The organism is Chitinophaga solisilvae, assembly GCF_009928525.1.
In the GTDB taxonomy this organism is placed as follows: Bacteria; Bacteroidota; Bacteroidia; order Chitinophagales; family Chitinophagaceae; genus Chitinophaga; species Chitinophaga solisilvae.
Map to the genome: position 1 here is coordinate 164,472 of NZ_JAABOK010000003.1, position 26,272 is coordinate 190,743.

A 26,272-nucleotide genomic window follows, 5' to 3' on the forward strand; every position below is an offset into this window, starting at 1 on the left:
TTAGTCCTTACTGTTATCTTTACGATCTTCAAACAGCATCCGGTGTGCGGGTGAAAAATCATCTTCAAACTGACCGTTTTTTACCGACCAGATAAAGGCTATAAGGAAGCCTGCCGCAACAGTAAGACTTGCACCGAGCAAGAGAATAATGACGCTCATGTTGTTGTTATTTAATGAGCAGGAACCTGGCTGTTTCCAGGGCCTGTAATGCATGTATTTCATTGGCGTGGAAAGTGAGTACGTCACCCTTTTCCAGCACCGTAACTTCTTCGTTGAGCATGAAGGCGATCTTTCCTTCTACTACCAGCACCATAGCGTCCGCAGGAGAGGTGTGCGGCGGAATCTGCTGCCCCTGCTGCATGATCACCAGGCTGGCATTGAAACGTTTCGTCCTGAATACCGTGCAGCTCTTTACTTTGTTATTCCCTTCTTCCTGCAGTACATTCATGTTTTTCATCAGCATAACTATTGTGGTTCATTACAATAAAAGCTAACAGACATGCCTCGCCCGTTGCGCACAGGCAGCCGCTTTCAGACTGCCTGTACGCCCATTTCAATCCGGGCTTAAATACTGGTGCTTTTAAGATTTCACTGTGTGTATTGTGTTCGTAGCAAAGGTAGCAGTACCCTGCGGGCACTGCAATGATATAACTCAATCCGGAATATGATTTTTATCAGGCATCTCCTGTATTCCTTTGCTGTCAAGCATCTTGCCATGGTGCTCGCTCAGCAGCCATGTGATCAGCACAATGCTGACAGAGCTGGCCGGCATCAGAATAGCCGCTACCAGCGGAGATAGCAGGCCTTGTACGGCAAAGTACAGTCCTGTAATATTATATATCAGTGATAAGGCAAAGCTGATAAGGATAATATGCCGGTTGGCCTGGCATAAACGTATGAAACTGAATAACAACGGTAGCTGCCGCGCTTCCAGGATACCATCGCTGGCCGGTGTGAAATTGTTGCTGTCTTCTGCCAGCGAGATACCGATATCACTTTGTTTCAGCGCACCGGCATCATTCAGCCCGTCGCCGATCATCATTACTTTTTTTCCTTGCTGTTGCAGGGAGATGATATAAGCGAGTTTATCTGCTGGCTGCTGCTCAAAGAGAAGTGTAGTCTCATGCCCCATCAGCTGCCGCAGCGCCAGCGCTTCCCGGCTGTTGTCGCCTGATAGCACAGACATAGGATAATGCTGCTGCAACTCTTTTAATAAAGAACGGATGCCCGCCCGGTAGTTGCTGCGGATAGTAAATAATCCCATCAGCTTTTCATTCATGGATACATACACTACGCTGCCATCGGCCGGCGTTTGCTGATGCGCGCCGATGAATGCAGCATTACCCAGTTTAATAAAGATGCCATTCACCCAGCCACAGACGCCCTTCCCTGTAAAGTGCTGAAAATCAAATACAGTCTGCAGAGAGGCCGCATTGCAATACTGCACTACCGCTTTGCTCAGCGGATGCGTGGACTGTGCCGCCAGGCTGGCAATCATGGTTTCCTGCACCGGCGTCAGCGTAGTGCCGTAGTATATAACGCCCGTACCGGTTTTGCCGGTCAGCGTTCCTGTTTTATCGAATACAATATGTGTGGCATTAGCCATATTTTCAATGGCCTGCGCATTGCGCAGGTATAGCTGGCGCCTGCTGAGAATACGGAGAATATGACCGTTGGTAAAGGAAGATGCCAGCAATAATGCACACGGACAGGCAATAATGAGAATGGCGGTCACAGCCGGCCATACGCGCGATACATCGTGCATAGCCCAGTATCCGGCGCTGACAGCAGCAATGAGCAATACTACCCAGGTAAAGTACTGCCCCAGCAGATGTACAAAGGATACATGTTTTTCTTTCTTGTTTTTCAGCTCGTCGCGGTTCCACAAACTGGTCAGGTAGCTTTGCGCCACTTCCTTAATTGTCAGTATCTCTATATTACCTTCCAGCTGGCGGCCACCTGCATAGAGGATTTCACCCATGGCTTTGGCTACCGGTACGGATTCGCCCGTTACAAAGCTGTAGTCTATCAGGGCGCTGCCCTTTACAATGATGCCATCTGCAGGTACCAGCTCATTGTTATGAATCAGCAGGGTATCACCGGTTTTAATGTCCGGCAGCGCAGTAGGTACCTCCTTGCCGTCTTTCATAACGCTGACGGCTATAGGAAAATAGGCGGTATAATCCCTGTCAAACGACAACCCCTGATAGGTTTTATCCTGTAATATTCTGCCTATCAGCATAAAAAAGACAATGCCGGACATAGAATCAAAGTAACCGGCCTGCCCCTGGAAAACGTCTGTCAGACTACGGATGAACGTTACCAGGATAGCGAGGGCAATAGGTACGTCTATATTGAGGAATCCATGCCTGATACCATTCCATGCAGAGCGGAAAAATACCTGGGCGCTATAGAAAAATACCGGTAGCGCCAGTACCACATTCATATAGCGGAACAGGCGGTTCATAGCTTCATCGGTATGCCCGCTGCCGGTAAAATATTCCGGGAAGCTCAGCAGCATGATATTACCAAAACAGAAGCCTGCTACTCCGAGCTGATAGATCATGCTGCGTCTGATATGTGGCTTTTTGTGCTGCAGATCCTGCAGGCTGATATATGGCTCATAACCAATGGCAGTAAGTATTTCCGCCACCCTTCTCAGAGAAACCTGCCGATGCGCGAAAATAATCAGTGCTTCTTTTTTACTAAAGTTAACGGTTACACGAAGTACGCCTTTATCCAGTTTGTGCAGATTTTCCAGCAGATACAGGCAGGAACTGCAATGGATATGCGGGATGTAGAAGTTTACATGTGTCTGTTCCTCATCCCGGAACCGGATAAGTTGCTGCTGTATTTTTTCATCTTCCAGGAAGGAAAATTTATCTTTCCTGACTGCTATACGCTGGTTGATACCCGGTTTCGAGTTCAGGTCATAATATTCACAGAGGTCGTACTGGTGAAGGATTTCAAATACCAGCCTGCAGCCTTCACAGCAAAAAACTTTTTCCTGGATGGTGATTTCCCTGTCAGTGCAATTTTCTCCACAATGGTAGCAGGCAACCTGTACCCGGGTATCTGATGAAGTAGCCATTAGTCAATACTTACAGTGTTAATTAATTCTTCCTGTCTGATAATAATGGTGTTGGGAGGCAACACCGCGGGATAAAGAATATTCTGTTCTATATACAGCCATTGATACAGCAGTTGTTCGAGGCTGTACATATCGCTGACACATATTTTATATCCGCTGCTCCACTGTGGCTGTACCAGGTAATTGCCTGTTACCTGCCGCAGTTTCTGCAGCAGCAGTAATATTTTCTGGAATGATTGCCGGATGCTCTCATAGGCCGCAGGTTGCAGGGCTTTTTTGCCATTGTTATGAACAGCAGCATTTCTGATTACAGGAAACAGCACGCTGTTTTCTTTCCGGATAATGAGAGTACATTCTGCCTGTATACTGGAAAACAGCAGCTGTTGCAGATCTGCTGCGGCAGGCACGGTCACATCCTCTTGTTTTTCCAGGTTAAACCATGCCATCACCTGATCGGCAATATTCTCAATGGGCTGATGAAACTTATTTACAACAACATCACAGAGAGCGGCAGGCGAGAGTTCATGAAAATTGATAATAGCAAATGGATACATGCGGCTGGTAATTTTTGATATTACAAAAGTACCGGCCTGGCCACAGAGTGGCTATGATATGTGTCAAGGGAGAATATGATAATAGTCAGGAAAATGAGAAATTACGAATTACGAATTGCGAATTACGAATGTAGAAGCGAAGATCAAAGCGCAGATTTATGAAGATCCTTCATAGTGAATCTCCGTAGAGCTGCGCTTTGATCTTCGCTTCTACATTCGTAATTCGCAATTCGTAATTCGTAATTAATTTTTAATCCTGCAGGTTGGCCGTTCTGATAATCTCCGTCATATCGAGGAGGCGGATTTTTTTGCCTTCCAGCTCAATCATGCCGTCTTTTTTGAATTCGGAGAGGAGGCGGATGGCGGATTCGGTGGCGGTACCAACGAGGTTGGCAATTTCTTCACGGGAGAGGCGTACGTTGAGGGTCTGGCTATCGGCTTCGAGGCCGTAGGTTTCTTTGATGAACAGCAGCGTTTCGGCGAGGCGTTCACGTACGGGTTTTTGAGCGAGATGGGTGATTTTCAGTTCCGCTTTGCGCAGCTCACTGGATAAGATGCGCATCATTTCAAAAGAAAGGGAGGCATCTTTCTGGAGGATGCTCATGAACAGGTCTTTTGGAATGAAACAGATAGAAGAGTCTTCCAGGGCTGTGGCAGTAGCAGTATACCGCTCATTGCTCAGCAGCGCCTTGTAGCCCATGATATCGCCGGCTTTTACCAGGCGGATAATCTGTTCGCGGCCATCGTCGCCACTGTGGGAGAGTTTGATTTTACCGTTGTTGATGCAGTACACGCCAAAGGGATAGGCGCCTTCGTGGAAGATCACCTGGCCTTTTTTGTAAATGGAACACACTTTTGCCTGGTCAATCTGTTCCAGATTGCACTGTTCTGCTTTGCAGAAAATAGACGAAAAGCGGTCCTTACAATGCTGACATGAAGGATTTTGAAATGTACTACTCATAATCGATCTGCAAAATTACTAATTTACAGCTCCTTAACCAAAGCAAATGCAGTTGTGTCGCTAAATTATTATGTGATTTATAAGCCATATGAAGTACTGACAAGGTTTACGCCGGAAGGAAATAAATCCTGTCTGGCTGACTACTTTAAAGTACCGCGGGATGTATATCCTGTAGGACGTCTTGATTATGACAGCGAAGGATTGTTATTGCTCACGAATGACAAGTCATTGAATAACAGGCTGCTGCTACCTTCGAATGCGCATGAAAGGGAGTATTGGGTACAGGTAGACGGGGCCGTTACCAATACCGCCATCCGCCAGTTGCAGGAAGGGGTACAGATTACCGTAGATGGAAAGCCGTACCGTACAAGGCCCTGTTTTGCGGAGATCTTTGCCGAAGAGCCGTTCCTGCCCCCGCGTAATCCGCCTATCCGTTTCCGGAAGAGCATTCCGGCGCCCTGGATCCGGATGATACTACACGAAGGTAAAAACAGGCAGGTCCGCAAAATGACTGCCGCCGTAGGCTTCCCTACGTTGAGGCTTGTCCGTTACCGCATCGCTAACCTCACCATCGCCGGCATGAACCCCGGCGACATGCGCCAGCTGGGCCGGGCAGAAACCCTGAAAGATTTGGCTATTTGATTATTTGAGATTTGATTATTTGAAATGCAGCGAAGACAGCAGCGGATTCACAAGCTAAATATTCCGCTACTGTCTTCGCTGCATTTCAAATAACCCAATCTCAAATAACTAAATCTCAAATATTAAGGGGCGTAAATAATAAAATGCTAAATTTTAACTAGGTTTGTCACCTACAAATTTCTATTATGCTGAAATCAATGACTGGCTTCGGAAGGGCTGAAAGTACAAAGGGAGAAACAAGTATTGTGGTTGAGATCAAATCGCTGAACGGAAAGCAGTTTGAGGTAAACCTGAAATTTTCCCCTTTGCTGAAACCCTATGAGTTCGACATCCGATCGCTGATGCAACAAACATTGCAGCGCGGTACGCTGGATGCAACGATCAATATCCGTCAGAATGGTGCTACCCGTCCGGTCGTGATTAATACAGACCTGGCTAAATACTATTATCAGTCCATCACCATGCTGGCCAATCAGCTGGAAGTGCCGCAGGGAGACATCCTCAACGTACTGATGAAACTGCCGGAAGTAGTTAGCCCGGCTACCGAGCAGATGACGGAAGAAGAATGGAAGGATGTGGAAGAAACGCTGAAAGCAGCCCTGACAGACCTGGACATGCATCGCCAGGACGAAGGTCTGATGCTGGAAGCTGATCTGATGCAGCGTATAGATAATATTGAAACATATACCGGCAAGGTACGTGAACTGGATCCCCTGCGTAAAGACCGTATCCGCCAGCGCCTGGAAGGCCTGCTGGCAGAACATGTAGGAAAAGAGAACGTAGACGGCAACCGGCTGGAACAGGAACTCATATTCTACCTGGAGAAGCTGGATATTTCCGAAGAGCTGTCCCGCCTCGAAAATCACCTCCGCTACTTCCGGGAGATACTGAAAGATGCGGATGCTGCCAAAGGTAAAAAACTGGGATTTGTGTTGCAGGAAATAGGCCGCGAAATCAATACTACCGGCTCCAAAGCCAACGATGCCGGTATCCAGCAATGGGTGGTGCTGATGAAAGATGAGCTGGAAAAAGCCAAAGAACAAGTATTAAATGTTTTATAGCAAGGGCGCACACCATATGAAAAAACTATTTCAGGTAACAGCAGGCATACTGGTACTGGCTGCAGCCTGCAAACCGCTTAAAATGGATGCCTATGAGAAAAACCTGGAAATACCAGGCCACGACTGGGCATACGATTACAAACCGTCTTTTGAAGTAAACATACAACCGGAAGATACTGCCAGCCTGTATGATATTTATGTGAATGTACGTCATACAGATGCCTACCCATACAGTAATATGTGGCTGCTGGTAGGTACCACCTACCCTGGCGACAGTATCCCTAAAGACCAAAGAGTAGAGCTGCCCCTGGCTGATATCAGCGGAAAATGGAGCGGCACCGGCACCAGTGGTATCATTAAACACGATGATATCATTGAACACCGCGTACCCATCCAGCACAACGCTATCTTCAACAAACCGGGAACCTATAAATTTACTTTTGAACAAAACATGCGGCAAAATCCGCTTCCCCATGTCATGAATGTAGGCTTGCGGATCTCTAAAGCCGGCAAACGGCCATAATGAAAAAGATTTTCAGCAAAATGCAGGAAGGCAAATCTGTCTCCCTCATTTATTTCCTGGTACTGGCATATACCATCGTAGCCCTCATCTGGTGGGGTGTGCTGCTGTTCAGACAAAGCGAACAGATTACCCGCTTTGAACGGCAGAACCTCTCCCTGCGTATTGATAGCCTCGCACAACCGGTAGAACATCAGCTGGAGCTGCAGCGTATCAATAAGGATGAGCATATGCGCTCTTTCAAATATATCGGAGAAGGAGGTATCTTCCTGGGCATCATTCTGCTGGGCGCGCTTTTCGTGTACCGCGCAGTGTGGAAATATATGAAGCTCAGCCGGCAGCAGCAGAATTTTATGATGGCGGTTACACATGAGCTGAAATCTCCTATTGCAGCTGCCAAGCTCAACCTGGAAACCATCCGGCGCCACCGCCTCGATGAAGAAAAACAGGCCAAGCTCATTGATAACACCATCCGTGAAACAAACCGCCTGGATCAGCTCTGTAATAATATTCTCCTGGCAGCGCAGCTGGAAACGCACAAGTACCAGCTCTTCCGGGAGCCGCTGAACTTCTCCGCCCTGCTGGAAGGTAGTATGAAAGAACTGTGCGGCCGCATAGGAACACATAACATCCGGGCGGAGATTGCTCCGCACGTGTGGATGGAAGGTGATAAACTGATGCTGCAGATTATTGTGAACAACCTGGTGGAAAATGCCGTTAAATATGCACCCCGTCAGACGGACATCAGCGTAAGTCTCTTTGAAAGCAACGGTCAGCTTAAATTACAGGTGAAAGATGAAGGCCCCGGTATACCGGCCGAAGAAAGGAAACGCATCTTCCTGAAGTTCTACCGGGTAGGCAATGAAAATACACGCAAAGCCAAAGGCTCCGGCCTGGGCCTGTTCCTCACCGCTAAAATTGTGGAACAACACGGCGGCTATATAGAAGTTAAGGACAATTTACCCACAGGCGCCTGCTTCGAAATAACATGGCCGGAATATTCCATTCAAACGGCGTAAATTAGACGACGGATTCAGGCTTGTTCCTGACGCCGTTTTGTAGTAAAATCAAACAATAACACATGAAGGAAGCGACTAAGGCATCAATACTACTGGTGGAGGATGAAGAAAATCTCCAGGAGGCGCTGAAGCTGAACCTGGAGCTGGAAGGATATGAGGTAACAGCAGTGGAAAACGGTACAGCTGCCCTGAAAGCAGTGAAAAATGAATATTTCGATCTGATCATACTGGATATTATGTTACCGGAAATGGATGGTATCGCTGTCTGCGAAAACATCCGTATCCAGAACAATGAAGTACCCATCCTGTTTCTGAGCGCCAAAAACAGCAGCGCCGACCGCGTGCTGGGCCTCAAAAAAGGTGGCGACGACTATATGACCAAACCTTTCAACCTGGAAGAACTGCTGCTACGCGTTGAGAAACTGATCGTAAAAAACAAAAAAATACAAGATAAAGACAGCGTCCCGAATATCTACCGCTTTGGCAATAATACGATCGATTTCGCGGCACAGGAATGCGTCGGAAAAGACGGCAAACATTACGAACTGAGCAAGAAAGAAGCCATGCTGCTCAAATTGCTCATCGAAAACAAGGGAGAAGTGGTGACCCGCGAAAAAATACTGCAGGTAGTATGGGGTTATAACGTATACCCTACCACCCGTACCATCGACAACTTCATCCTCAACTTCCGTAAATACTTTGAGGAAGACAGCCGGAATTCGAAATACTTCCACTCCGTCAGGGGCGTAGGATATAAATTCACCGAATAATCCACAGCGGCCGGCTTTCAGTGATGATGCCCACAGGCATGATGACTGAAAGCTGCCCGTTTTATGGGACGGCCTGCCAGTTTTCCGCGTTTTCTCCCCGGTTGCCTGTAAATTCCTGCCTTCAGATAATTCTCACTTTCCCGTCGAACCTAATTAACCGATATTTAATGTGCTTATCGGGAACACGTTGATCTCCTTGTAAACATTAAATGTGGTACAACATTACAATGAAATAGTTTTAGCTGCAGGCTGGCAGTACTGGCTATTTTTTTTGTTAAGTCTCATTGCGCTTGTAGCATTTTTTATCCTGCGGGAAAGAAGAATTAAAAGAGCCTCAGCGAAAGAAATAACCATACATCATACATTGATAAACCTGGAACTCCATGCTTTTCAGGCACATATGGACCCTCATTTTATCTTTAACAGCCTGAATGCCATTCACCATTATATCCTTACAACAAGTACGGATATGGCCTCGCTTTACCTGACCCGGTTTGCACGGCTCATGCGCCTCATGATAGGCAACTTCAACAAGGAATGGGTAACGCTGCAGGAAGATCTGGAAGCCCTGGAGTTATATATTCAGCTGGAACAGCTGCGCTTCGATAACCAGTTTACCTACCAGGTGCGGATGGTGCCTGGTGTTAACCAGCAGTTTACCCTGATACCCCCGCTGATTATCCAGCCCTATGTGCAGTATGCTATCTGGAACAGGCTTCTGTTGCGGCCACAGCAAGGTGGCGGACGCCTCATCATCAATATTGAAAAAGCAGAAAACAGGCTTTTTATTCAAATAGAAGATAACGGAATAGAAGATAACGGAACCCTCGCGGAAATACCCGGTGATACCACCGGGCGGCAGTCTGCCGGGGTAGATATTGCAGCGGAAAGATTATATATGATGAGTGAAAAATATCATATGCAGGCAAGCATAAAAACCCAGCAGCTGTTCGACGAGCAGCGGAACCCCAATGGTAACAGACTTACTATCAGTATGCAATACATCCCTGCCCGCCAGTCTCTGGCGGTATAATTACAATCGTTTGATATAGTTGCAGCTTACCCAGCCGGTTTTGCCATCTGCCAGCGAAATTTTACAGTAGTCCTTCGTAGCATCCGCCACCTGAACCTTCATACCTTCCTGTATTTCGAAGGCATCTTTGCTGTTATCGTCCGGTGCTGTTTTTACCTTGATGTTACTGTGCATGATAACACCCTGGCTGTGATTGTTGGCTACCAGGTAAGTATCAATGGCCATAATGAGGTACAGGGCGCACAAGGTGCCCAGCGCATAGTTACCCCAGCGCAGGAACTTATTTTTCCAGCCGGGAAGAAAACTGTTGAGCATAATACCGGCTACCAGCAGCCAGAAAAGCTCCACGGTGCCCACCGCCCAGCCGTTGGCCTTGTGTACCTGCTGCAGCTGCTGCCACCATTGCTGGAAGAATACTAACGGTAATTCCTCTACGTAGCCGCTTACTTTCTGGTTGGCGAGGGAAAGATTATGTTTGACGGCTTCATCGCCGGGTGCCAGTTGTAATGCTTTTTCATAGCTGTAAACGGCATCACCGGTTTTTCCGGCCTTATAGTAAGCGTTGCCTGCATTGAAGTACAGGGATTTTTGCTGGTATCCTTCATCAATTAACTGCTGATAGGCTGCCGCCGCTTCGGTGAATTTGCTTTGCTGATAAAGGCTGTTGGCCGCATCAAAGCGTTGTTGCGGGCCGGCCTGCTGCGCCTGCGCCGAACCGGTTATCAGCAAAACAATCATCGTTATGGCAGAAAAAAAAGCTTTCATAATTCTTTGATTCATCATACTGATTAATTCTTCAACGCATCTTCCAGGTTACTGATAATATTCACCGCCTGTGCATAAGTGCCCTGCATTTTATTGTTATCATGTGCGGGAGCATATAAGGCCACCTCACAGTTAGAGATCAGTTCAAACAGGTCGCTGGCATTGCTGCCGTTGATTTGCCGGGCTGCCAGCTTTTCCTGCACCAGTTGCTTGCTGAGGTCAGCAAACGGAATTTTGAGTTTATGGCTCAGGTATCCCCATACAGCGCGGGAGGTTTCTTCATAAAAGGATTTATCTTTTCCTTCTTTCAGGTAACGGGCTGCCAGCTCCAGTCTTTTCAACGCTACCTTGTTGGCGTAGCGGTGTTTGAGCAGCGCTGCATTGGTGGTGTTATAATCTTTTCTGCGCTTGTACCAGATAACACCCGCAGCTATCAGCAACGGGAGCAGCAGTAATATATAGAACCATACGCTGGTGATAAACCAGCCGTGGGTCCTGGTCCAGGTGAGGATGCTGCCGTCTGGTTTTATCAGGTCGTTCTTGCCTGCGCCAAAGTCGTGCTTGTCTTCACGGGTATGCTTACCCTGTGAGATATTTATCACGAAAGGCTCTGAGCGCAATGTCTTATAGCTGTTGGCAACCGGATCGAAATAGGAGAATTCAACCGCCGGGATGGTGTGTGTACCTGCTTCCCGCGGCATCAGCACATATTCGAAGGTGCGGCTGCCGGAAAGCGGGTTGCTGTTTTTCTCAATATCATCGGTCATTTTGGGATCGTACTTTTCAAATCCTGAAGGTGTTTCCACCTTAGGGGAGTTGAGCAGATTTACGTTACCCTGGCCGCTGATAGTCACTTTAAGGGTGAGTGCATCGTCGGTGCTGAGTTTGTTTTTGTCTACGGTGGCAGACATGTTAAAATGCCCTACTGCGCCATTATAGCTGCCAGGGCGGCTGTCCAGCGGCAACGGTTTTACATTGATGCTGATGGCCGCACTCTGAATTTTATACGGTACATCCTGGTATTCTACTTCCGGCCTGTTGAAGAAGTCATCAAAGAAAGGATCTTTGAAAGCGGGATCGTTGAAGAAGTCCTCAAACGGATCTTTGGAGCGGGTGTTACGTTTGCCGCTCACCAGCTTCACAAGTCTCACCTGGTTATCCACTTCCACGGGGTCCAGTTCCAGGGTGCCGGACTGCAGAGGGAAGAGTAATGTTTTGCGGATGGTAAATACTTTGAAAGGGATGCCGTTTACCCGCTCTTCAGTAGCCTGGGGTGGGTTGGGCAGTTCAATATCTTTGGCGGAGAAGCCTTTGAAGGCCGGTACTTTGGTAACGCTGGAATTGGTAGGCAGGCGGGTATAGAGTTTATACGTTGCCGTTAGCTGATCGCCTTCGTACAGGTCTTTCTTATCTACTTCTACTTTCAGGAATATATTCTTCCGTAATTTTTCGGTGACGTCCTCTCCTTTTTTGAGTACGCCTTCGGGGAGGTCTTCTCCTCCCTGCTGACCGCGATGTTGCGGTGTGGCGGGCTGCATGGCCTGGGGCGACTGCGCCTGGGTGCTGCCTTTTCTCACCTCAATCAGCACAGGATTAGATTTTACGACATTGCCGTTTACCCTTGCCTGCGCGCCTGCAATGGTAAAACTGCCCACATGCCGTGGTTGCAGCACATAGGTAAGCGCGATGTATTCTGAGCGGCGGCCATTGAAAATAGACTGCCCCTGCATTTGCGAAGGGCCTTGTAATACTTCGAAATCTTTGAAGCTGGGAGGGTTAAAGCTGGTAACATTCACACCGTTTTCCAGCATAAACTGTATCTGAAACGGTTCATCCTGCGCTACCGTATTACTGCTCACAGTGGTTGTAAACCGGAATTCCTGCGCATGGGCGCAGGCTACTACCAGTAAACAACACAAAACGGAGAAAAAATATTTTTTTATACTAAATCTGTCCTTCATAATTAATGTCAACAAATTTACCAAAGCCGCCCCCAAAGCGGTGTTAAGACCCGTTAAAACTTAGTTAAAAGATTATTAATATTTGGGGGGAATTATGAATTACGCATGATGAATGGCGGGTAGTATGCAGGAACATTTTTTTCAGTGCCACCGCAGTAAGAATTTCGCTTATATCTCCGCTCCCATTCGTCATTCGTAATACCTGCACATTATATATCTCCGAGCATAGGCCTCAGCGTAATATCTTCCACTACGGTTTGCGGAGCCATAGACCAGGCAGACCATACAACGCCGGCAATATCTTCGGGGGGCATCATTCTGTCAGGAGCCGCTTCAAATCCGTCCCAGGAAGCAGTGAGCGTAGGGCCGGGGCTGATGGAGGTAACTCTGATATTGTTGCCTGTCAGTTCCCTGCGCAGGTTTTTACTGAAGCCCAGCAGTGCGTATTTGGTGATACTGTAGGAGCCGCCGTTGGGATAGGCATGATGGCTGGCGGTAGAGCACATGTTGAAGATGTGGCCGCTGCGGCGTGCCATCATGGCTGGCAGCAGCGCTCTTGTAAGGTGATAGGCGCTGTAAACATTTACCGCCATCAACTTTTCAAGAAGGCCATCCGCTTCTTCATGAAGGGCGCCCGGGATAAAGATACCTGCATTATTGACGAGAATATCAACAGTATCGAAGGTGGATTTCACCTGCTGTGCAAAGGCCAGCACCTGGGCTTTATCGCCCATATCCACGGATACAGCCGTTACCGTTACAGCCGGATTTTTCTGCTGTATGGCTTCCTTTGCCGCTTCCAGTGATGCAGCGCCCCTCGCACAGATCATTACATTGAATCCCTCTGCTGCCAGTTTTTCTGCTATAGCCTTTCCGATGCCTTTACTGGCGCCTGTTATAACTGCGTTCATAACTTGTTGATTAAAACGGTAAAATAGTGAATTTAGTTGAATGGTAAAGGTAGCCCGGCGATCATCTGCTCCCCGTTTCGTACCTTTGCGCTGCCATGAAGTATAAACATCTTTTCTTTGACCTGGACCACACGCTCTGGGACTTTGAAACAAACGAACAGGAAACACTGCTGGAGTTGTTTAATACCCACCAGTTGCAGAACAGAGGCATACCATCTTTCGAGGCTTTCTCTATTTCTTATGTAGATCACAACGAACGGTTGTGGGATCGCTTCCGCAAAGGATTTATTACCCGCAACGATCTGCGCGACAAGCGCTTCCGCCTGACCCTGCTGGATTTCAAGATTGGCGATGAGAAATTATGTCAGTCGCTCAGCGAAGGCTTTCTGGAAATCCTTCCCGTAAAGAAGCGCCTTTTCCCGGAAGCGAAGGAAACGCTGGAGTACCTGGCCGCAAAGAATTACCCGATGCATATGATTACCAACGGCTTTGAGGCAACTCAGCTGCTGAAAATGAAAAGTTCAGGCATCGAGCATTTCTTTACCCATATCATCACCTCTGAAGTGGCGGGCAGTCTCAAGCCCTATCGTGAAATTTTTGATTATGCGATCGCTAAGGCGGGCACTACTGCGGCGGAAAGTATCATGGTAGGAGATGCCATGGAACTGGATATCAAAGGGGCGCACAGCGTAGGTATGGATCAGGTATATTTCAATCCGGCCAAACCACCGGTAGATTTTGTACCAACCTACACCATCAGCCATCTGAAAGAACTCAGACAAATATTATAAAGTATTTATTTATTTTATTATTTGGTTATTTGAGATTTATAATGCAGCGGACCACGGAGCGATTGTTATTTACGCTTGATGTTCCGCTGCATTTTAAATCTCAAATAACTAAATAATAAAATAATTCCTATTTTGTTTTTTTCGCTCTGATGGCGGATGTACGGGAGGGTTGGGTACAACAGCGTTTCTTCCCGTTTAAAGTTTTCATGGCAGTATCCTGTTTTGCCAGCATGGCTGCATGTGGCGTACCGCAAAGTTTAGGCTGCGCGGCGGCAGTAGCCTGACCCGCTTTCTCCTTTTCTTTGGGTTGTTCCTGTGCTCCCGCTGCTGTGGCGAATAACAGTATAATTGCTGCGCTGAATACTTTTTTCATACAAGCCATTTACGATATTGAGATACTAGATTTTTGCGATTACGGTCTGTCCGCCTTTCACCACCTGATCCAGCTGAACGGTCACTGCTGTTCCGATCGGGAGGTACAGATCCACCCGGGAGCCAAACTTGATAAAGCCCATCTCTTCGTTCTGATTCACCTGCATACCTGGTTTCAGATAGTTGACAATCCTGCGGGCCAGTGCTCCTGCGATCTGTCTTACGAGGATAGCTGTTTTACCGTTATCGATCACTACGGAGTGTCTTTCGTTTTCTGTAGATGATTTAGGATGCCATGCTACCAGGTATTTACCGGCGTGGTACTGGGACAGCTTCACTTCCCCGCTCATCGGGTTTCTGTTTACGTGTACGTTGGCAGGGCTCATAAAGATGGACACCTGCAGGCGTTTATCCTTGAAATATTCCGGTTCAGTAACTTCTTCTATCACTACTACTTTACCATCGCAGGGGGAAATCACCAGGTTATCTCCGGTGGTGTACTGCCTTGCCGGCACCCGGAAGAAGGAAACGATAAAAAGGAAAAAGAGTACGGAAACGATCAGTATTGTCCAGCTGAGAGCGGGCAGATGGCCCAGCCAGTAGAATACTGCCCCGTTAACTAATGCCAGTACAAGGAATACAAGGGAAATGGTAGCAAATCCTTCACGATGGATCTTCATTGTTTCTTTATTTGTTAAGTTGTTTATATATGTTCCGGTGTGCCGGAATCGTTAAATCATTATACGAAGGTACTTCAAATTAGCCCATCATAAAAGAATGCACGTACATCCAGGCGAAGGGCGCTGCCAGCAGCAGGGAGTCAAAACGATCCAGGAAGCCGCCGTGGCCCGGCATGATGCGGCCAGAGTCTTTTACGCCGGCCATCCGTTTCAGTCTGGATTCCAGCAGGTCGCCTATGGTGCCGAAAATGGCAGCAATACCCGCCAGTACCAGCCAGTGTTGCAGTGCCAGTATTTCCTGTCCGAAATAATAACCGTACACACCGGCGGCAGCCACGGCCAGTATCATACCGCCAACGGTGCCTTCAATGGTTTTTTTAGGTGAAATGGACGGGAAGAAAGGCGTGCGGCCGATGAGAGAGCCTACAATGTAGGCCATGGTATCGTTGATCCAGATAAAGACGATGAGCAGCAATGGGATCAGCCATCCCGGGGCTGTACCTACACCGGTGGCGGTGTAGTGAATATCGATGGCGTTTAAGCGGATATCTGTCAGCAGACTGAATGGAATCACAGCATACAGCAGCCCCATACAGGAGTAGCCCAGGTTTTTGGGCGCAAAATCCTTTTCCAGCAATATTTCTCCCAAAGGCAATACCAGCAGGAAGATAATAGCTATCCACCATCCGATGAAGCCGGTAGACACAGCTCCGAGAGAAAAGTGGTTGCCGGTAAAGGCCAGCATCACAGCGCCGCCGGCGATAGCTACGCCCCATCTGTGCCAGTTGGGGATGCTGGCGTAATCGCCATCTATCAGCCGCATCAGTTTATAAAATTCCTGTAAGGCAAAAATGCTGATCAGGAAAAAGAGCAGAAAGAAAGTAAAGGGACTCCATAGGATGCCGCCCAGCATGACTGCCACAAACACCAGCGCAGAGGCCGTGCGGGTAAAGAATGTCTTCATTATGCGTAATTCTGTTAGATAATTCTGTGACGCAAAAGTGTACAAAATTACCCGTAGGAGCAAATCTCCCCGGAAAGGATTAGTTATTGTCCGGGTCTCCCAGGGGATCTCCGGTTGGCAGGTTATTATGGTTATGCACGAGGTCTTTGGCAGCAGCCTCATCAGACTCGTGTACATACAATTCCACCAGCCCCGGCAGGGTAATATTGTAGGAAGATGATTGCCGGTTGAGTAAAACCGCAACAATTCCGTTGTCTGCCAGCATGCCTTTTACAATTTCCGCCTCAAACGGCGTGTTGCTTGAAAATATTTTTTTCCAGTCTTTTTCCATGATATTGTCAGTTTTCTCTCCGTTAAATTACTGATTTTCATCCATACCGATCCTGTCTGCTTCTTCCCGGGCAGCCATTGTGCGGTCGGTCATATCTTCCGGAGATGACTTTTGGCGTAATGCCCACAGCAGCCCAACGGTAACCACCGCACTCAGTATACCGATATACCAGGCTACGGGGGAGTCTTTGGTGGGGTCTGTCTTCATCAGGCCATGCTGAAAAAGATACATCATTACCACCTGTGAGCCGTTGTTGAGCACATGCGCCAGGATACACAGCCAGAGATTGCCGGTCAGCACATAGATGGCGCCGAGGGTGAAACCCAGTACCACGCGCGCGAGGAAGCCCAGCATTTCGCCGTGGATGGCGCTGAAGATGATGGCTGTAATAAACACGCCGAGCCACACCTTGCCGGTGCTTTTGATGACAAGCCGCTGTAATACGCCTCTGAAGAAGAGTTCTTCCGCGATGGCCGGTACAATGGCAACGAGTATGAAGTTGATGAAAAGGTCCTGCAGGCGTGGCATGCGGAGCATGGCAGTTACCAGTTTTTCCGCCTGTTGCTGCATGTCGCGGAATTCTTTAGGTACATTCCAGGTCTGGTTCCAGTCGTTCAGCAGCCCGGCGAACCATAACACGCTGTACATGGCCATCACGGAAAGCAGCAGCTGCCAGGCATTGGGCGCGGTTTTCAGGCCGAGGTAACGAAACGGGTAAGGCTGCCACAGATAGCTGAAAATGGCTGCGGGAACAAAGTAAACAACGATAGAATAAAAAAACTGCGTAATTTTCACATAGCCGAGCAGGTTAGGATCAGATAAATCGCCGGTTTGTAGTTCCACGAGGGAATGCCCTGTCAGAGGCTCCATCAGCAGCTGCATAGCAACGATATAGAGCAGCATGAAGCCGATGAAAAAACCGATGAAGGTAACAAATTGAAGGGATGTCGGAGACTGTTTCAGATAACCGGTCATAAATAGATACTGTATTATTTTGCGTAAATTTACAGCACGAAATTCAGTTTTGCAGTGATATGGCACATTTCCATAATGCCCGGATATCGGAGAACACTACAGATGATACCAGTCAGCAAAATAGCTGCAAACTTCCGTTGTATAAAAGAATAAATATATAGTATTAAAATAATAACTAGAGGCTGCATTGTATGCAGGCTATAACTTATGGTGAAGATAGGAAATATAGAGCTGGGGGAATTCCCGCTGTTGCTGGCGCCCATGGAGGATGTGAGTGATCCGCCATTCCGTGCTGTATGCAAGGATAACGGAGCCGACCTGATGTATACCGAGTTTATTTCTTCGGAGGGGCTTATCCGTGATGCTATCAAAAGCAGGCAGAAACTGGATATTTTCGATTATGAAAGACCGGTAGGGATCCAGATTTTCGGCGGAGATGAAGAACCACTGGCCATGGCAGCCCAGATTGTGGAAGCCACCAACCCGGATCTGCTGGATATCAACTTCGGCTGCCCGGTAAAAAAAGTAGTTTGCAAAGGGGCCGGAGCCGGTATCCTGAAAGATATTCCCAAAATGGTAAAGCTCACCGAAGCTGTGGTGAAAGCCACCCGGCTGCCGGTAACGGTAAAAACCCGCCTGGGCTGGGACGATAATTCAAAGAATATTGAAGAAGTAGCGGAACGCCTGCAGGACGTGGGTATCAAAGCACTTACCATTCACGGCCGCACACGTACGCAGCTGTACAAAGGCAGCGCGGACTGGACCCTCATCGGAAAAGTTAAGAACAATCCCCGCATACAAATTCCTATCTTTGGTAACGGTGACATATGTACGCCGGAGCAGGCCATTGCAGCAAGACAAAAATACGGAGTGGATGGCGTCATGATCGGCCGCGCTGCTATAGGCTATCCGTGGATCTTCAGGGAGATAAAGCATTTTATGAAGACAGGCGAACATTTGCCGCCTCCAACTGTTTTGGAAAGAGTGGAAGTTTGTAAAAAGCACCTGCGCCAGTCAGTTGCCTGGAAAGGCGATGTGGTTGGAATCCTCGAAATGCGCCGCCACTACACAAATTATCTGAAAGGACTGCCGCATATCAAAGAATTCAGACAACAATTAGTAACTTACAAGACATTAGCAGAGATAGAAGAAGTACTGGACGCGGTTGTATTACAATATAAGGATCATATTTTCGAAAGGACTGCCTCCCCATTAGCTGAACATAATTACCCACCGGCTAATAATGAAATGGCTGGTTGTAACGTTTACGTATAAACGGACTAACCCCCAGAAAAACAAAAAACAAAAATTACTTTCACATGACCACAATTAAAAATCTGAAAAACGAAGTCTGGAAAGACTTACAGATTAAAAACAAATCTGCCCTGCGTAAAAAATACGCTGTTTCCAACATGGGGAGAGTGATCAGTTATCATGAAAGTACGGAAGATGGTAAGCTGCTCACGGGTTCTACCGTTGAAGGCTATACGGTTTTGAATGTAAAACCTGCCGACAGCTACCAGTCACTCTACCTGCACCGAGAGGTAGCCAAGCTTTTCAGTAAAAGGCCGGGACGTGCACACAGGTATGTGATACACATCGACTACGACAAAAAGAATAATAAAGCCAGCAACCTCAAATGGGCCACCAAAGAGGAAATGGAAGATCATCAGCAAAACAGCCCGGCGAAACTCGCTTACAAGGAAAAGCAGCGTAACCGCCTCAAAGGGCTGAAACTGAACGTGAGCAAGGTGAAGAATATCAAACGCCTGCTTAATAAGCCCGGTAAAAAAACCATGAAACAGATCGCCGAACAGTTTGATATCAGTGAAATGCAGCTGTACCGTATCAAAAGCGGCGAAAACTGGGCGCACGTAACACTGGATTAAAGCCTGGTTTTCCAGGAATGATCATATATGATGTTGTCTGACAATGGCCATACAGCAAGTATGGCCATTGTTATGTACGTAACTGCCCCCTGCTCATTTCCGCCAGTACCTTCCTGTAGTGAGGGCTTTCCTGCAGCACCGGCTCATAGCCCAGCAGGATCACCTGTTTTCGTGCACGCGACAACGTTACCAGCAGTTTTCTGTCTACCTCTATCTCCTCCTCTTCCCATTTAAACTGCCCCAGGCATTGCAGCGTGTGTACCTGTGCTGCATGATACACTGCCAGTGACACGATAATAATGTCATTCTCCGAACCCTGGAAACGCTCTACTGTATCAATGTTCACCTGCTGCAGCGTTTTATCTTCTGCCAGCAGCTCGCGTATCAGGCTGATCTGCGTGCGCCAGGGAGTTACCACGCCTACCGTATCCCTGGTGAACTCATTACCGTAGCGACCTTTCAGGTATTGCAGTAAAGACGCTACCCTGGCGGCTTCTGTAGTATTCATCTTGGAGGTGGGTTCATACGGGCTGGGAATAAATACCTTCCTGCCCAGCGCCAGCACCCGCTCCCATTCAGTATCAGCGGTAATCACACCAGGGTCAAATGCTTCCCGCTGCATGGGTTTTCCCGATGCCAGCTGCCCGGCGTAATAATGATTGACCAGGTCTGCAATGGTGTCGTGCATGCGGAAATGCGTATTCAGCATGCCCCAGGCATGCCGCCAGCCCGCCTGTTTGCAGCGCTGCATCAGCCTTTCAAAGATAGAGGACCTCAGGTCATGAATGCCCAGCGCCAGCAGCACGGGGTCTTTCACCTCGCAGAAAAATGCTTCTTGTGCCACTACCGGCGGCAGCTGATTCTGGTCCCCTATCAGGATAAATTTGCGGAAAGGCATGAGTAATCCCAGCAGCTGGGGCTCCGTCAGTTGGGAGGCTTCATCGGCAATCAGCGTATCGGCCGGAATGCCCATCATCAGCAGCCATTCCAGACGGGTAGCCATAGTCGCTACTGTAGCCACAAATACGCGATGGCTGGTTATATAGGTGCGGGCATTGTCCAGGGAGCCGCTCAGGCAGTATTGCCGCAGCTGTAAGGCCGCGCCGGAATTGCGCCCGCCCAGCCGCAGATGGGTAATCTGTTTTGCTTCCAGCTTGGCGCATATCTCTTCTACCGCTTTATTGGTAAAGGCTACTATAATGATGTGGCGGTCCTGTTTTATCATCTCCCCTACTATGGTAGTAAGTAAGGAAGATGTTTTACCGGTTCCCGGCGGCCCCTGCAGCAGGTAATAGTCCTGCGCTTCGAGCGCCTGCCTGACGATCTGCTCCTGGTTGCTGTTGAACATGGCGGGGGCTGCGTAGGACAAAGGCTGCCAGCGGGGGGTAGCCTGTCCGAGCAACATATCCGTACGTTGCCGGTACTGTTGGGAAATAATATAAAACAGGGAAGATGCCGCCGTCCAGTAGTTGGATTCATAGATATCATGTTCAATAATCCACTCATCGAAGCGACGGAAAAAGTCCAGCGTCATCTGGCGGTTGTTGAGCGAAAAGGTCAGTGTATCTTTTCCGAGATCGTCGATACGGCCTTTCAGCAGCTGCTGCCGCAGAGGCTGCAGGGTTTCACCGGTACGCGGATAAATAATAGCGGTATCGCCTGTACGAAAATTGTGACTAACGGGAACGACTATATCAAATAGCACGGCGCTGTTTACTTCATCAAATTCGCGGAAGCGGAGCCCGGGAATAATATTGAACCGGGCCATCTTTTCCTGCTCCGGATGCAGCCACAGGGCAGAGAATCCGTCCGCGTCATCTTCGCGGTTCACTTCAGAAAACATTCCGCACTTGGCCTGCAGGTATTCCCGCAACACAAAGGCGAGGAACGCTGTATAATAGGTTCTGGCTACGGGTGGCGCCGTTTCCCAGGCTTTTTCAAAAGAGATAAAATGTGTGGCGCTGAATGGTGGCAGGCCGGTGGCAGCAGTTTCGGTGATAGCGGACAATATGCCGGCATCGCCGGCGGCGAGGCGCAGCAGCATGGCTACTACTTCATTGCGGAGCATGAGCAGGTCGTTTTCTCCGTTATGCGTACTGCTGACGTTCCGGAGCGGGTTCGCTGCCGCTGCGGAATACAGGATGGCGGAGCTGCCTTTGCGCTGCTTCCCGAAAGTGGAGTGCAGCAGCAGGTTATAGCCGATTACCTGCATCTCATGGTTCTTCCAGGTATTGAAGTCTGGCGCCTTACCGCTTTTCAGCTCAAAAATTTCCTTCCTGGACGGGTCCTGCTCGTCTTCCGCCATGAGGTCAAGCCGCCCCTGCAGCCCGTAGCGGGCAGAGAAAAAAGTAGGCTCTATACGTACCGGCTTATCCTGGAGGTCGCGCACCGTGTTGTGCAGGTTGCCCCAGTGCTGGCCCCGTATATCACGGAACATCTCGTTGATCTTCTCCCGGCCATAGGCGGCAGCCTGTAAAACATTCTCTGCCACCGCTTCAACAAAAGATGTTTTAAAATCTATGTCTTTGTTCCGCAACATCTCATCCAGCAGGGCGTTTACGAGATTTCCCCGGAATGCCGCTGCGGCGGACTGCTGCGGGGTGAGCTTCCTGACGAGATATAGCAGCTTGCTGGCGCCTTTATGGGTGAAGCATTCTGCCAGGTCGCTGATATCGATGAGCAGATCGGGTTCCAGTATTACCTGGCTTTCCGTAATGGTAGCATAGGTATGGTCGTCTTCCCCGCGGCGGCAATGATGTACCATAATAGTATCATAGGGACGCAGCAACGGATGCAGTGCCAGTATTACAGCAGGGTGCAGCTGATGCAGCTGCAGGCAGAACGCTCCATGCTCGTCGTTTCTGACTTCCAGGGAAAAAGTTTGTCTGCCCTGATTATCGAAGGCGAGCGGACCTACCGCAGTAATCATACATTTAAGCAGCGGAACATCTGCCGGACGGTATTGTCCGGAAAACGACAGCTGCATGCTGCCACAGGCAGCGTACAGTTCCTGCAGGGCCGCCGGTTCCGGCTCCCGGAAGCACCAGGCAACAGCGTTGCTCAGCGCCTTGATGCATAACAGGTGCTCTGTATCCTGCAGCGGAAACAATCCGCGTATAGCCTTATTCGTTAGGATGCGTAATGCGGAGAGCTGTTTGTACAGCTCCGGCGGAACCGTGTTTTTATCAAAATAGAATTGCATGCGGGCAAACAGGTTGCCGAAAGACCGGGTTTCTTCCCGTGTCAGTTCCCTGAAAAGGCTTTCCAGAATGAGTTTATATAGCCGTATTTTTTCTTCCGGAGCGGAGGTATGACATGCTTCCCTGATTCTCGCGTAAAACGCTGCTGCCTTTTGTTTTGCCTGCATATCTGCAAGTTAAGGGTTTGCATTGATGCCGCAATTGTTATACCTTCCGTAGGATTTATAATGAAAACATATTTTGTATGTCTGCAAAGAAAATAGCCATTATAGGTGGAGGAAATCTGGGATCAGCCATAGCACAGGGCCTGCTGAAGAGTGGTTTTTCCAATGCCGCCGATATAACGGTTACCAAAAGAAATACCGCTACACTGGCATCGCTGAAAGCGGCCGGGGTACAGATAGAAACGGATAATGCAAAGGCCATCCGGGAGGCGGAAGTGGTGGTAGTAGCGTTGAAACCATATAATGTACGCGAAGTATTACAGGAGTTCCGCGCATCCTTTGACCCCGCGAGGCAAATCCTGATCAGTGTTGTTACCGGTGTCAGTATAGACGATCTTGACCATATACTGCCGGGTATGGCCGTTGTGCGTGCCATGCCCAATACCGCCATCGCCATCCAGGAGTCTATTACCTGTATCTGCGCGAAGAATGCTTCCGAAGAGCAGATCCGGTATGTAAAAACCATGTTTGACCAGCTGGGCGCTACTGTCAGCATTGACGAAAAGCTGATGGATGCAGCCACGGTGCTGGGCGCCTGTGGTATTGCCTATGCGCTGCGTTATATACGCGCCAATATTCAGGGCGGTATAGAAATAGGTTTTGATGTGCGTACGGCCAGTCTTATTGCCGCGCAGACAGTTAAAGGCGCAGCAGAGCTGCTGATACGGGAAAACCGCCATCCTGAAGAAGAAATTGATAAGGTTACCACCCCCAAAGGCTGCACAATTGCCGGCCTGAATGAAATGGAGCATCAGGGCTTCAGTTCATCACTGATCAAAGGGATAACGGCGTCCTACAACAAAATCATCAAAGGTTAATTATTACGCGGGTAGTCGAAGAAGAGAAACTTCTTTTTAGCGAGATCAAAATCTTTCCAGTTGTCTGTATCCGCCTGAATGGCGAAGATACCGGTAGTGGGCACATTATCGATCCTGATTTCTTCCGTGAGATAGTTAGCAAAATCAGTGATGCCGGGATTATGGGCAAAGATGGCTACGGTACTGAAGTCATCATCAATTTTAGTGATCACTTTGAGGAAAGTAGATGCATAGCATAAATAGAGTTCTTCTTCGAGGAGGATAGCCTGTTTGGGGTATCTCCACTCTTCCGCCATAATTTTTGCGGTGGTGCGGGTACGCTTGGCGGGGCTGGCGATGATCAGCTCAGGAACCATGCCTCTGGAAACCAAACGGTTGGCCATCTCCGGAGCATTTTGCTTGCCGCGTTTATTCAGCGGCCTGTCAAAATCATCCATATCCGGATTATTCCAACTCGATTTGGCGTGACGAATAAGTAATAATGTTTTCATGGGCTGAACTGAAAACGAATAATTTACCGGAACGAAAATAAAGATTTTAAAGGAAGTTAATGTGTAGATGCAATAGAGTTTGCACAAAGAGGGGGATTTAAGACAAAATTAACATGAATTACGAATTATTAATTACGAATTACGAATGAAAATGCAACGAAGAAAAACATAATATATGTTGATCTCCGTTGCATTTTCATTCGTAATTCGTAATTAATAATTCGTAATTCCCGTACTAATAGCCTCTTTCATTTTTACCTTCCATGAAGTTCATGAAGGCTTTATTTACCACGCGGTTACCGCCCGGTGTCGGGTAGTCGCCGGTGAAGTACCAGTCGCCCAGGTTATTGGGGCAGGCTTCGTGGAGGCTTTCGATGGATTGGTAGATGACCTCTACCTTGGCGCCGATACCTTCGGGGGTGAGAATCTGGGCAATTTTTGCGGAGATCTCTTCCGGAGTGAAGGGCTTATAAACATTTTTAACAACGTTCTGTGCGTGCAGGGTGTTGGTACGTTGCAGTTCTTTACAGAGGCCATACGCTTCCTGCAGGATGTGTTCCTTGTTTTGCTCTTTCAGCAGGGCGATAGCAGCCTGGAAGGCAACGAAATCACCCATTTTGCTCATATCGATACCATAGCAGTCGGGGTAGCGGATCTGCGGAGCAGAAGAAACCACGATGATACGTTTCGGGCCGAGGCGGTCCAGCATTTTCACAATACTTTCCCGGAGGGTGGTACCGCGTACGATAGAGTCGTCTATTACCACGAGGGAGTCAATTCCGGGTCTTACGGTACCGTAGGTGATGTCATACACGTGCTGTACCATCTCATTACGGCTGGAATCCTCGGTAATAAAGGTGCGCATCTTCACATCCTTGATAGCTATTTTATCAATACGGATGCGGCGGTTGACCATTTCTGTGAGTTTTTCCTCATCAAAATCGTTACCCCATGACAGAATCCTTTCCACCTTGATTTTGTTGAGGTAGTCTTCCAGGCCTTTCAGCAGTCCATAGAAGGCAACTTCAGCTGTGTTGGGGATAAAGGAGAAGATGGTATTACGCAGGTCGTTATCGATAGCTTTCAGCACGGTAGCCGAGAGGTTACGGCCGAGGGCACTACGTTCCTTATAGATTTTTTCGTCGTTTCCGCGGGAGAAGTAGATCCTTTCGAAGCTGCAGGCTTTACGTTCCTTCGGTTCCAGGATCTGTTCTATGGCGTATTCGCCATTATTTTTCACGATCAGCGCATTGCCGGGCATGAGTTCCAGCACCTCATTTTCTCCTACGTTAAAGGTGGTGCGGATAGCGGCTCTTTCGGAGGCGGCAACAATCACATCATCGTTAATGTAGTAGTAGGAAGGGCGGATACCGTGCGGGTCGCGGATCACGAAGGCGTCGCCGGAGCCGATCAGGCCGCAGGCGTGGTAACCACCGTCGAAGAGAGAGAAAGACTGTTGCAGGATGCGTTTTACATCCAGGCCGTTGCGGCGTTCTTCATCTTCTTTGCTGAGGAAGTGGTGTACGGTTTCCAGCATGGCCGCGAGGTCGCTGTTTTTGTGTACTTCGCCGGGCTCAGCCTTGGTGAACTTGAACAGTTCATCGGCATTCACCAGGTTGAAGTTACCTGCCATGGTCAGGTTGCGGGCAGGAATAGTGTTGTAGCGTACAAACGGGTGGCAGAGTTCCACGTTATTTTTACCCTGGGTGGCATAACGCAGGTGCCCCATCAGCAGTTCTCCCAAATAGCGCACATGCCCTTTCATCAGGCCGGGATATTTGGTAATTTCAGGCTGATATTTCTCTATTTCCTGTATTTCTTCACGAATCTTTCCGAAAATATCGCCGATAGCCTGGGGAGCAGCGCTACGGATCCGGTGCATAAATGGAACGCCAGGTTCTGTATCCAGCTTAACGGAGGCAACCCCTGCCCCATCCTGGCCCCTGTTGTGTTGTTTTTCCATGAGCAGGTACAGTTTGTTCAGCCCATAGAAAACGGTTCCATATTTTTGTTGGTAATAGGAGAACGGCTTTCTTAACCTAATAAATGCCAGACCGCATTCATGTTTGATCGCATCACTCATCGCAGAAAATTGAAGACGCAAAGTTACGGCAAAATAATTACGAATTACGAATTGCGAATGACGAATGTAGGAGCGGAGATTTAAGCGGTGGTTTAAGGGAATAACTATGAGGCTTTAAATTACGAATTACGAATTGCGAATTACGAATGTAAAAGCGAAGACCAGA

General features: G+C 48.4%; 26 protein-coding genes. 10 read left to right on the forward strand and 16 right to left on the reverse strand.

Annotation, left to right across the window (positions count from 1 at the left end):
- The 5 genes from ccoS to GWG06_RS06665 form a co-directional block, all read right to left on the reverse strand.
- Window positions 1-159 carry a cbb3-type cytochrome oxidase assembly protein CcoS gene (gene ccoS, locus GWG06_RS06645; protein WP_127037492.1) on the reverse strand — a complete coding sequence of 53 codons (159 nt, stop codon included), beginning with the start codon at window positions 157-159 and terminating at the stop codon, window positions 1-3.
- 7 nt (window positions 160-166) lie between these two features.
- The gene (locus GWG06_RS06650; protein WP_158631426.1) at window positions 167-457 is read right to left on the reverse strand and encodes a cupin domain-containing protein; all 291 of its coding nucleotides are present in this window, start codon (window positions 455-457) and stop codon (window positions 167-169) included.
- Between the two features lie 195 nt (window positions 458-652).
- Window positions 653-3,091 carry a heavy metal translocating P-type ATPase gene (locus GWG06_RS06655; protein ID WP_160712157.1) on the reverse strand — a complete coding sequence of 813 codons (2,439 nt, stop codon included), beginning with the start codon at window positions 3,089-3,091 and terminating at the stop codon, window positions 653-655.
- Window positions 3,091-3,645, reverse strand: coding sequence for a hypothetical protein (locus GWG06_RS06660; protein WP_127037498.1), 555 nt, complete (start codon window positions 3,643-3,645; stop codon window positions 3,091-3,093). The genes GWG06_RS06655 and GWG06_RS06660 overlap by 1 nt, the downstream gene beginning before the upstream one ends.
- A 250-nt stretch (window positions 3,646-3,895) precedes the next feature.
- Window positions 3,896-4,606, reverse strand: coding sequence for a Crp/Fnr family transcriptional regulator (locus tag GWG06_RS06665; protein WP_127037500.1), 711 nt, complete (start codon window positions 4,604-4,606; stop codon window positions 3,896-3,898).
- 72 nt (window positions 4,607-4,678) lie between these two features.
- Here GWG06_RS06665 and GWG06_RS06670 point away from each other — a divergent pair, with 72 nt between their 5' ends.
- The 6 genes from GWG06_RS06670 (at window position 4,679) to GWG06_RS06695 (ending at window position 9,651) form a co-directional block, all read left to right on the forward strand.
- Window positions 4,679-5,248 carry a pseudouridine synthase gene (locus GWG06_RS06670; protein WP_235938181.1) on the forward strand — a complete coding sequence of 190 codons (570 nt, stop codon included), beginning with the start codon at window positions 4,679-4,681 and terminating at the stop codon, window positions 5,246-5,248.
- A 185-nt stretch (window positions 5,249-5,433) separates the two neighbouring features.
- Window positions 5,434-6,309 (forward strand): YicC/YloC family endoribonuclease, encoded by an 876-nt coding sequence (locus tag GWG06_RS06675; protein ID WP_127037504.1) that lies wholly within the window; start codon window positions 5,434-5,436, stop codon window positions 6,307-6,309.
- 16 nt (window positions 6,310-6,325) lie between these two features.
- On the forward strand, window positions 6,326-6,832 hold the full coding sequence (locus tag GWG06_RS06680; protein ID WP_160712159.1) for a gliding motility lipoprotein GldH: 507 nt from the start codon (window positions 6,326-6,328) through the stop codon (window positions 6,830-6,832).
- Window positions 6,832-7,848: a sensor histidine kinase gene (locus GWG06_RS06685; RefSeq protein ID WP_127037508.1), complete on the forward strand. Its 1,017-nt coding sequence runs from the start codon at window positions 6,832-6,834 to the stop codon at window positions 7,846-7,848. The genes GWG06_RS06680 and GWG06_RS06685 overlap by 1 nt, the downstream gene beginning before the upstream one ends.
- 62 nt (window positions 7,849-7,910) lie before the next feature.
- Window positions 7,911-8,618 carry a response regulator transcription factor gene (locus GWG06_RS06690; protein ID WP_127037510.1) on the forward strand — a complete coding sequence of 236 codons (708 nt, stop codon included), beginning with the start codon at window positions 7,911-7,913 and terminating at the stop codon, window positions 8,616-8,618.
- A gap of 211 nt (window positions 8,619-8,829) precedes the next feature.
- Window positions 8,830-9,651 carry a sensor histidine kinase gene (locus GWG06_RS06695; RefSeq protein ID WP_127037512.1) on the forward strand — a complete coding sequence of 274 codons (822 nt, stop codon included), beginning with the start codon at window positions 8,830-8,832 and terminating at the stop codon, window positions 9,649-9,651.
- On the opposite strand, the gene GWG06_RS06700 is transcribed toward GWG06_RS06695, so the two are convergent.
- The 3 genes from GWG06_RS06700 to GWG06_RS06710 form a co-directional block, all read right to left on the reverse strand.
- Window positions 9,652-10,416 carry a tetratricopeptide repeat protein gene (locus GWG06_RS06700; protein ID WP_160712161.1) on the reverse strand — a complete coding sequence of 255 codons (765 nt, stop codon included), beginning with the start codon at window positions 10,414-10,416 and terminating at the stop codon, window positions 9,652-9,654.
- Between the two features lie 23 nt (window positions 10,417-10,439).
- A complete protein-coding gene (locus GWG06_RS06705) occupies window positions 10,440-12,377 on the reverse strand; it encodes a BatD family protein (protein WP_160712163.1) in 1,938 nt (645 codons plus the stop codon).
- Between the two features lie 209 nt (window positions 12,378-12,586).
- The gene (locus tag GWG06_RS06710) at window positions 12,587-13,288 is read right to left on the reverse strand and encodes an SDR family oxidoreductase (protein WP_127037519.1); all 702 of its coding nucleotides are present in this window, start codon (window positions 13,286-13,288) and stop codon (window positions 12,587-12,589) included.
- Window positions 13,289-13,383: 95 nt separating this feature from the next.
- Here GWG06_RS06710 and GWG06_RS06715 point away from each other — a divergent pair, with 95 nt between their 5' ends.
- Window positions 13,384-14,079: a YjjG family noncanonical pyrimidine nucleotidase gene (locus GWG06_RS06715; RefSeq protein WP_127037521.1), complete on the forward strand. Its 696-nt coding sequence runs from the start codon at window positions 13,384-13,386 to the stop codon at window positions 14,077-14,079.
- A 127-nt stretch (window positions 14,080-14,206) separates the two neighbouring features.
- Here the strand turns inward: GWG06_RS06715 and GWG06_RS06720 are convergent, their stop codons facing one another.
- The 5 genes from GWG06_RS06720 to GWG06_RS06740 form a co-directional block, all read right to left on the reverse strand.
- Complete coding sequence (locus tag GWG06_RS06720; protein WP_160712165.1) at window positions 14,207-14,452, reverse strand: hypothetical protein; 246 nt, start codon at window positions 14,450-14,452, stop codon at window positions 14,207-14,209.
- A 25-nt stretch (window positions 14,453-14,477) separates the two neighbouring features.
- Window positions 14,478-15,131 (reverse strand): phosphatidylserine decarboxylase family protein, encoded by a 654-nt coding sequence (locus GWG06_RS06725; protein WP_127038296.1) that lies wholly within the window; start codon window positions 15,129-15,131, stop codon window positions 14,478-14,480.
- A 79-nt stretch (window positions 15,132-15,210) separates the two neighbouring features.
- On the reverse strand, window positions 15,211-16,095 hold the full coding sequence (locus tag GWG06_RS06730) for a phosphatidate cytidylyltransferase (RefSeq protein WP_127038298.1): 885 nt from the start codon (window positions 16,093-16,095) through the stop codon (window positions 15,211-15,213).
- Window positions 16,096-16,174: 79 nt separating this feature from the next.
- Complete coding sequence (locus GWG06_RS06735; protein WP_127038300.1) at window positions 16,175-16,426, reverse strand: putative signal transducing protein; 252 nt, start codon at window positions 16,424-16,426, stop codon at window positions 16,175-16,177.
- Window positions 16,427-16,453: 27 nt separating this feature from the next.
- Entirely contained in the window at window positions 16,454-17,401 is a 948-nt protein-coding gene (locus tag GWG06_RS06740; RefSeq protein ID WP_160712167.1) for a CPBP family intramembrane glutamic endopeptidase, read from the reverse strand.
- Between the two features lie 207 nt (window positions 17,402-17,608).
- Here GWG06_RS06740 and dusB point away from each other — a divergent pair, with 207 nt between their 5' ends.
- Window positions 17,609-18,676 (forward strand): tRNA dihydrouridine synthase DusB, encoded by a 1,068-nt coding sequence (dusB, locus tag GWG06_RS06745; RefSeq protein ID WP_127038304.1) that lies wholly within the window; start codon window positions 17,609-17,611, stop codon window positions 18,674-18,676.
- Between the two features lie 44 nt (window positions 18,677-18,720).
- Window positions 18,721-19,290, forward strand: a complete 570-nt coding sequence (locus tag GWG06_RS06750) for an NUMOD4 domain-containing protein (RefSeq protein WP_127038306.1) — start codon at window positions 18,721-18,723, stop codon at window positions 19,288-19,290.
- A 70-nt stretch (window positions 19,291-19,360) separates the two neighbouring features.
- On the opposite strand, the gene GWG06_RS06755 is transcribed toward GWG06_RS06750, so the two are convergent.
- Window positions 19,361-22,657: a DEAD/DEAH box helicase gene (locus tag GWG06_RS06755; RefSeq protein ID WP_160712169.1), complete on the reverse strand. Its 3,297-nt coding sequence runs from the start codon at window positions 22,655-22,657 to the stop codon at window positions 19,361-19,363.
- Between the two features lie 77 nt (window positions 22,658-22,734).
- Here GWG06_RS06755 and proC point away from each other — a divergent pair, with 77 nt between their 5' ends.
- Window positions 22,735-23,532 (forward strand): pyrroline-5-carboxylate reductase, encoded by a 798-nt coding sequence (gene proC / locus GWG06_RS06760; RefSeq protein ID WP_160712171.1) that lies wholly within the window; start codon window positions 22,735-22,737, stop codon window positions 23,530-23,532.
- On the opposite strand, the gene GWG06_RS06765 is transcribed toward proC, so the two are convergent.
- Together GWG06_RS06765 and GWG06_RS06770 are read right to left on the reverse strand one after the other, a co-directional pair.
- Entirely contained in the window at window positions 23,529-24,023 is a 495-nt protein-coding gene (locus tag GWG06_RS06765) for a SixA phosphatase family protein (protein ID WP_127038312.1), read from the reverse strand. The two genes, proC and GWG06_RS06765, sit on opposite strands and share 4 nt — an antisense overlap.
- 235 nt (window positions 24,024-24,258) lie before the next feature.
- Window positions 24,259-25,986 carry an amidophosphoribosyltransferase gene (locus GWG06_RS06770; RefSeq protein WP_235938183.1) on the reverse strand — a complete coding sequence of 576 codons (1,728 nt, stop codon included), beginning with the start codon at window positions 25,984-25,986 and terminating at the stop codon, window positions 24,259-24,261.
- Window positions 25,987-26,272 lie beyond the last annotated feature (286 nt).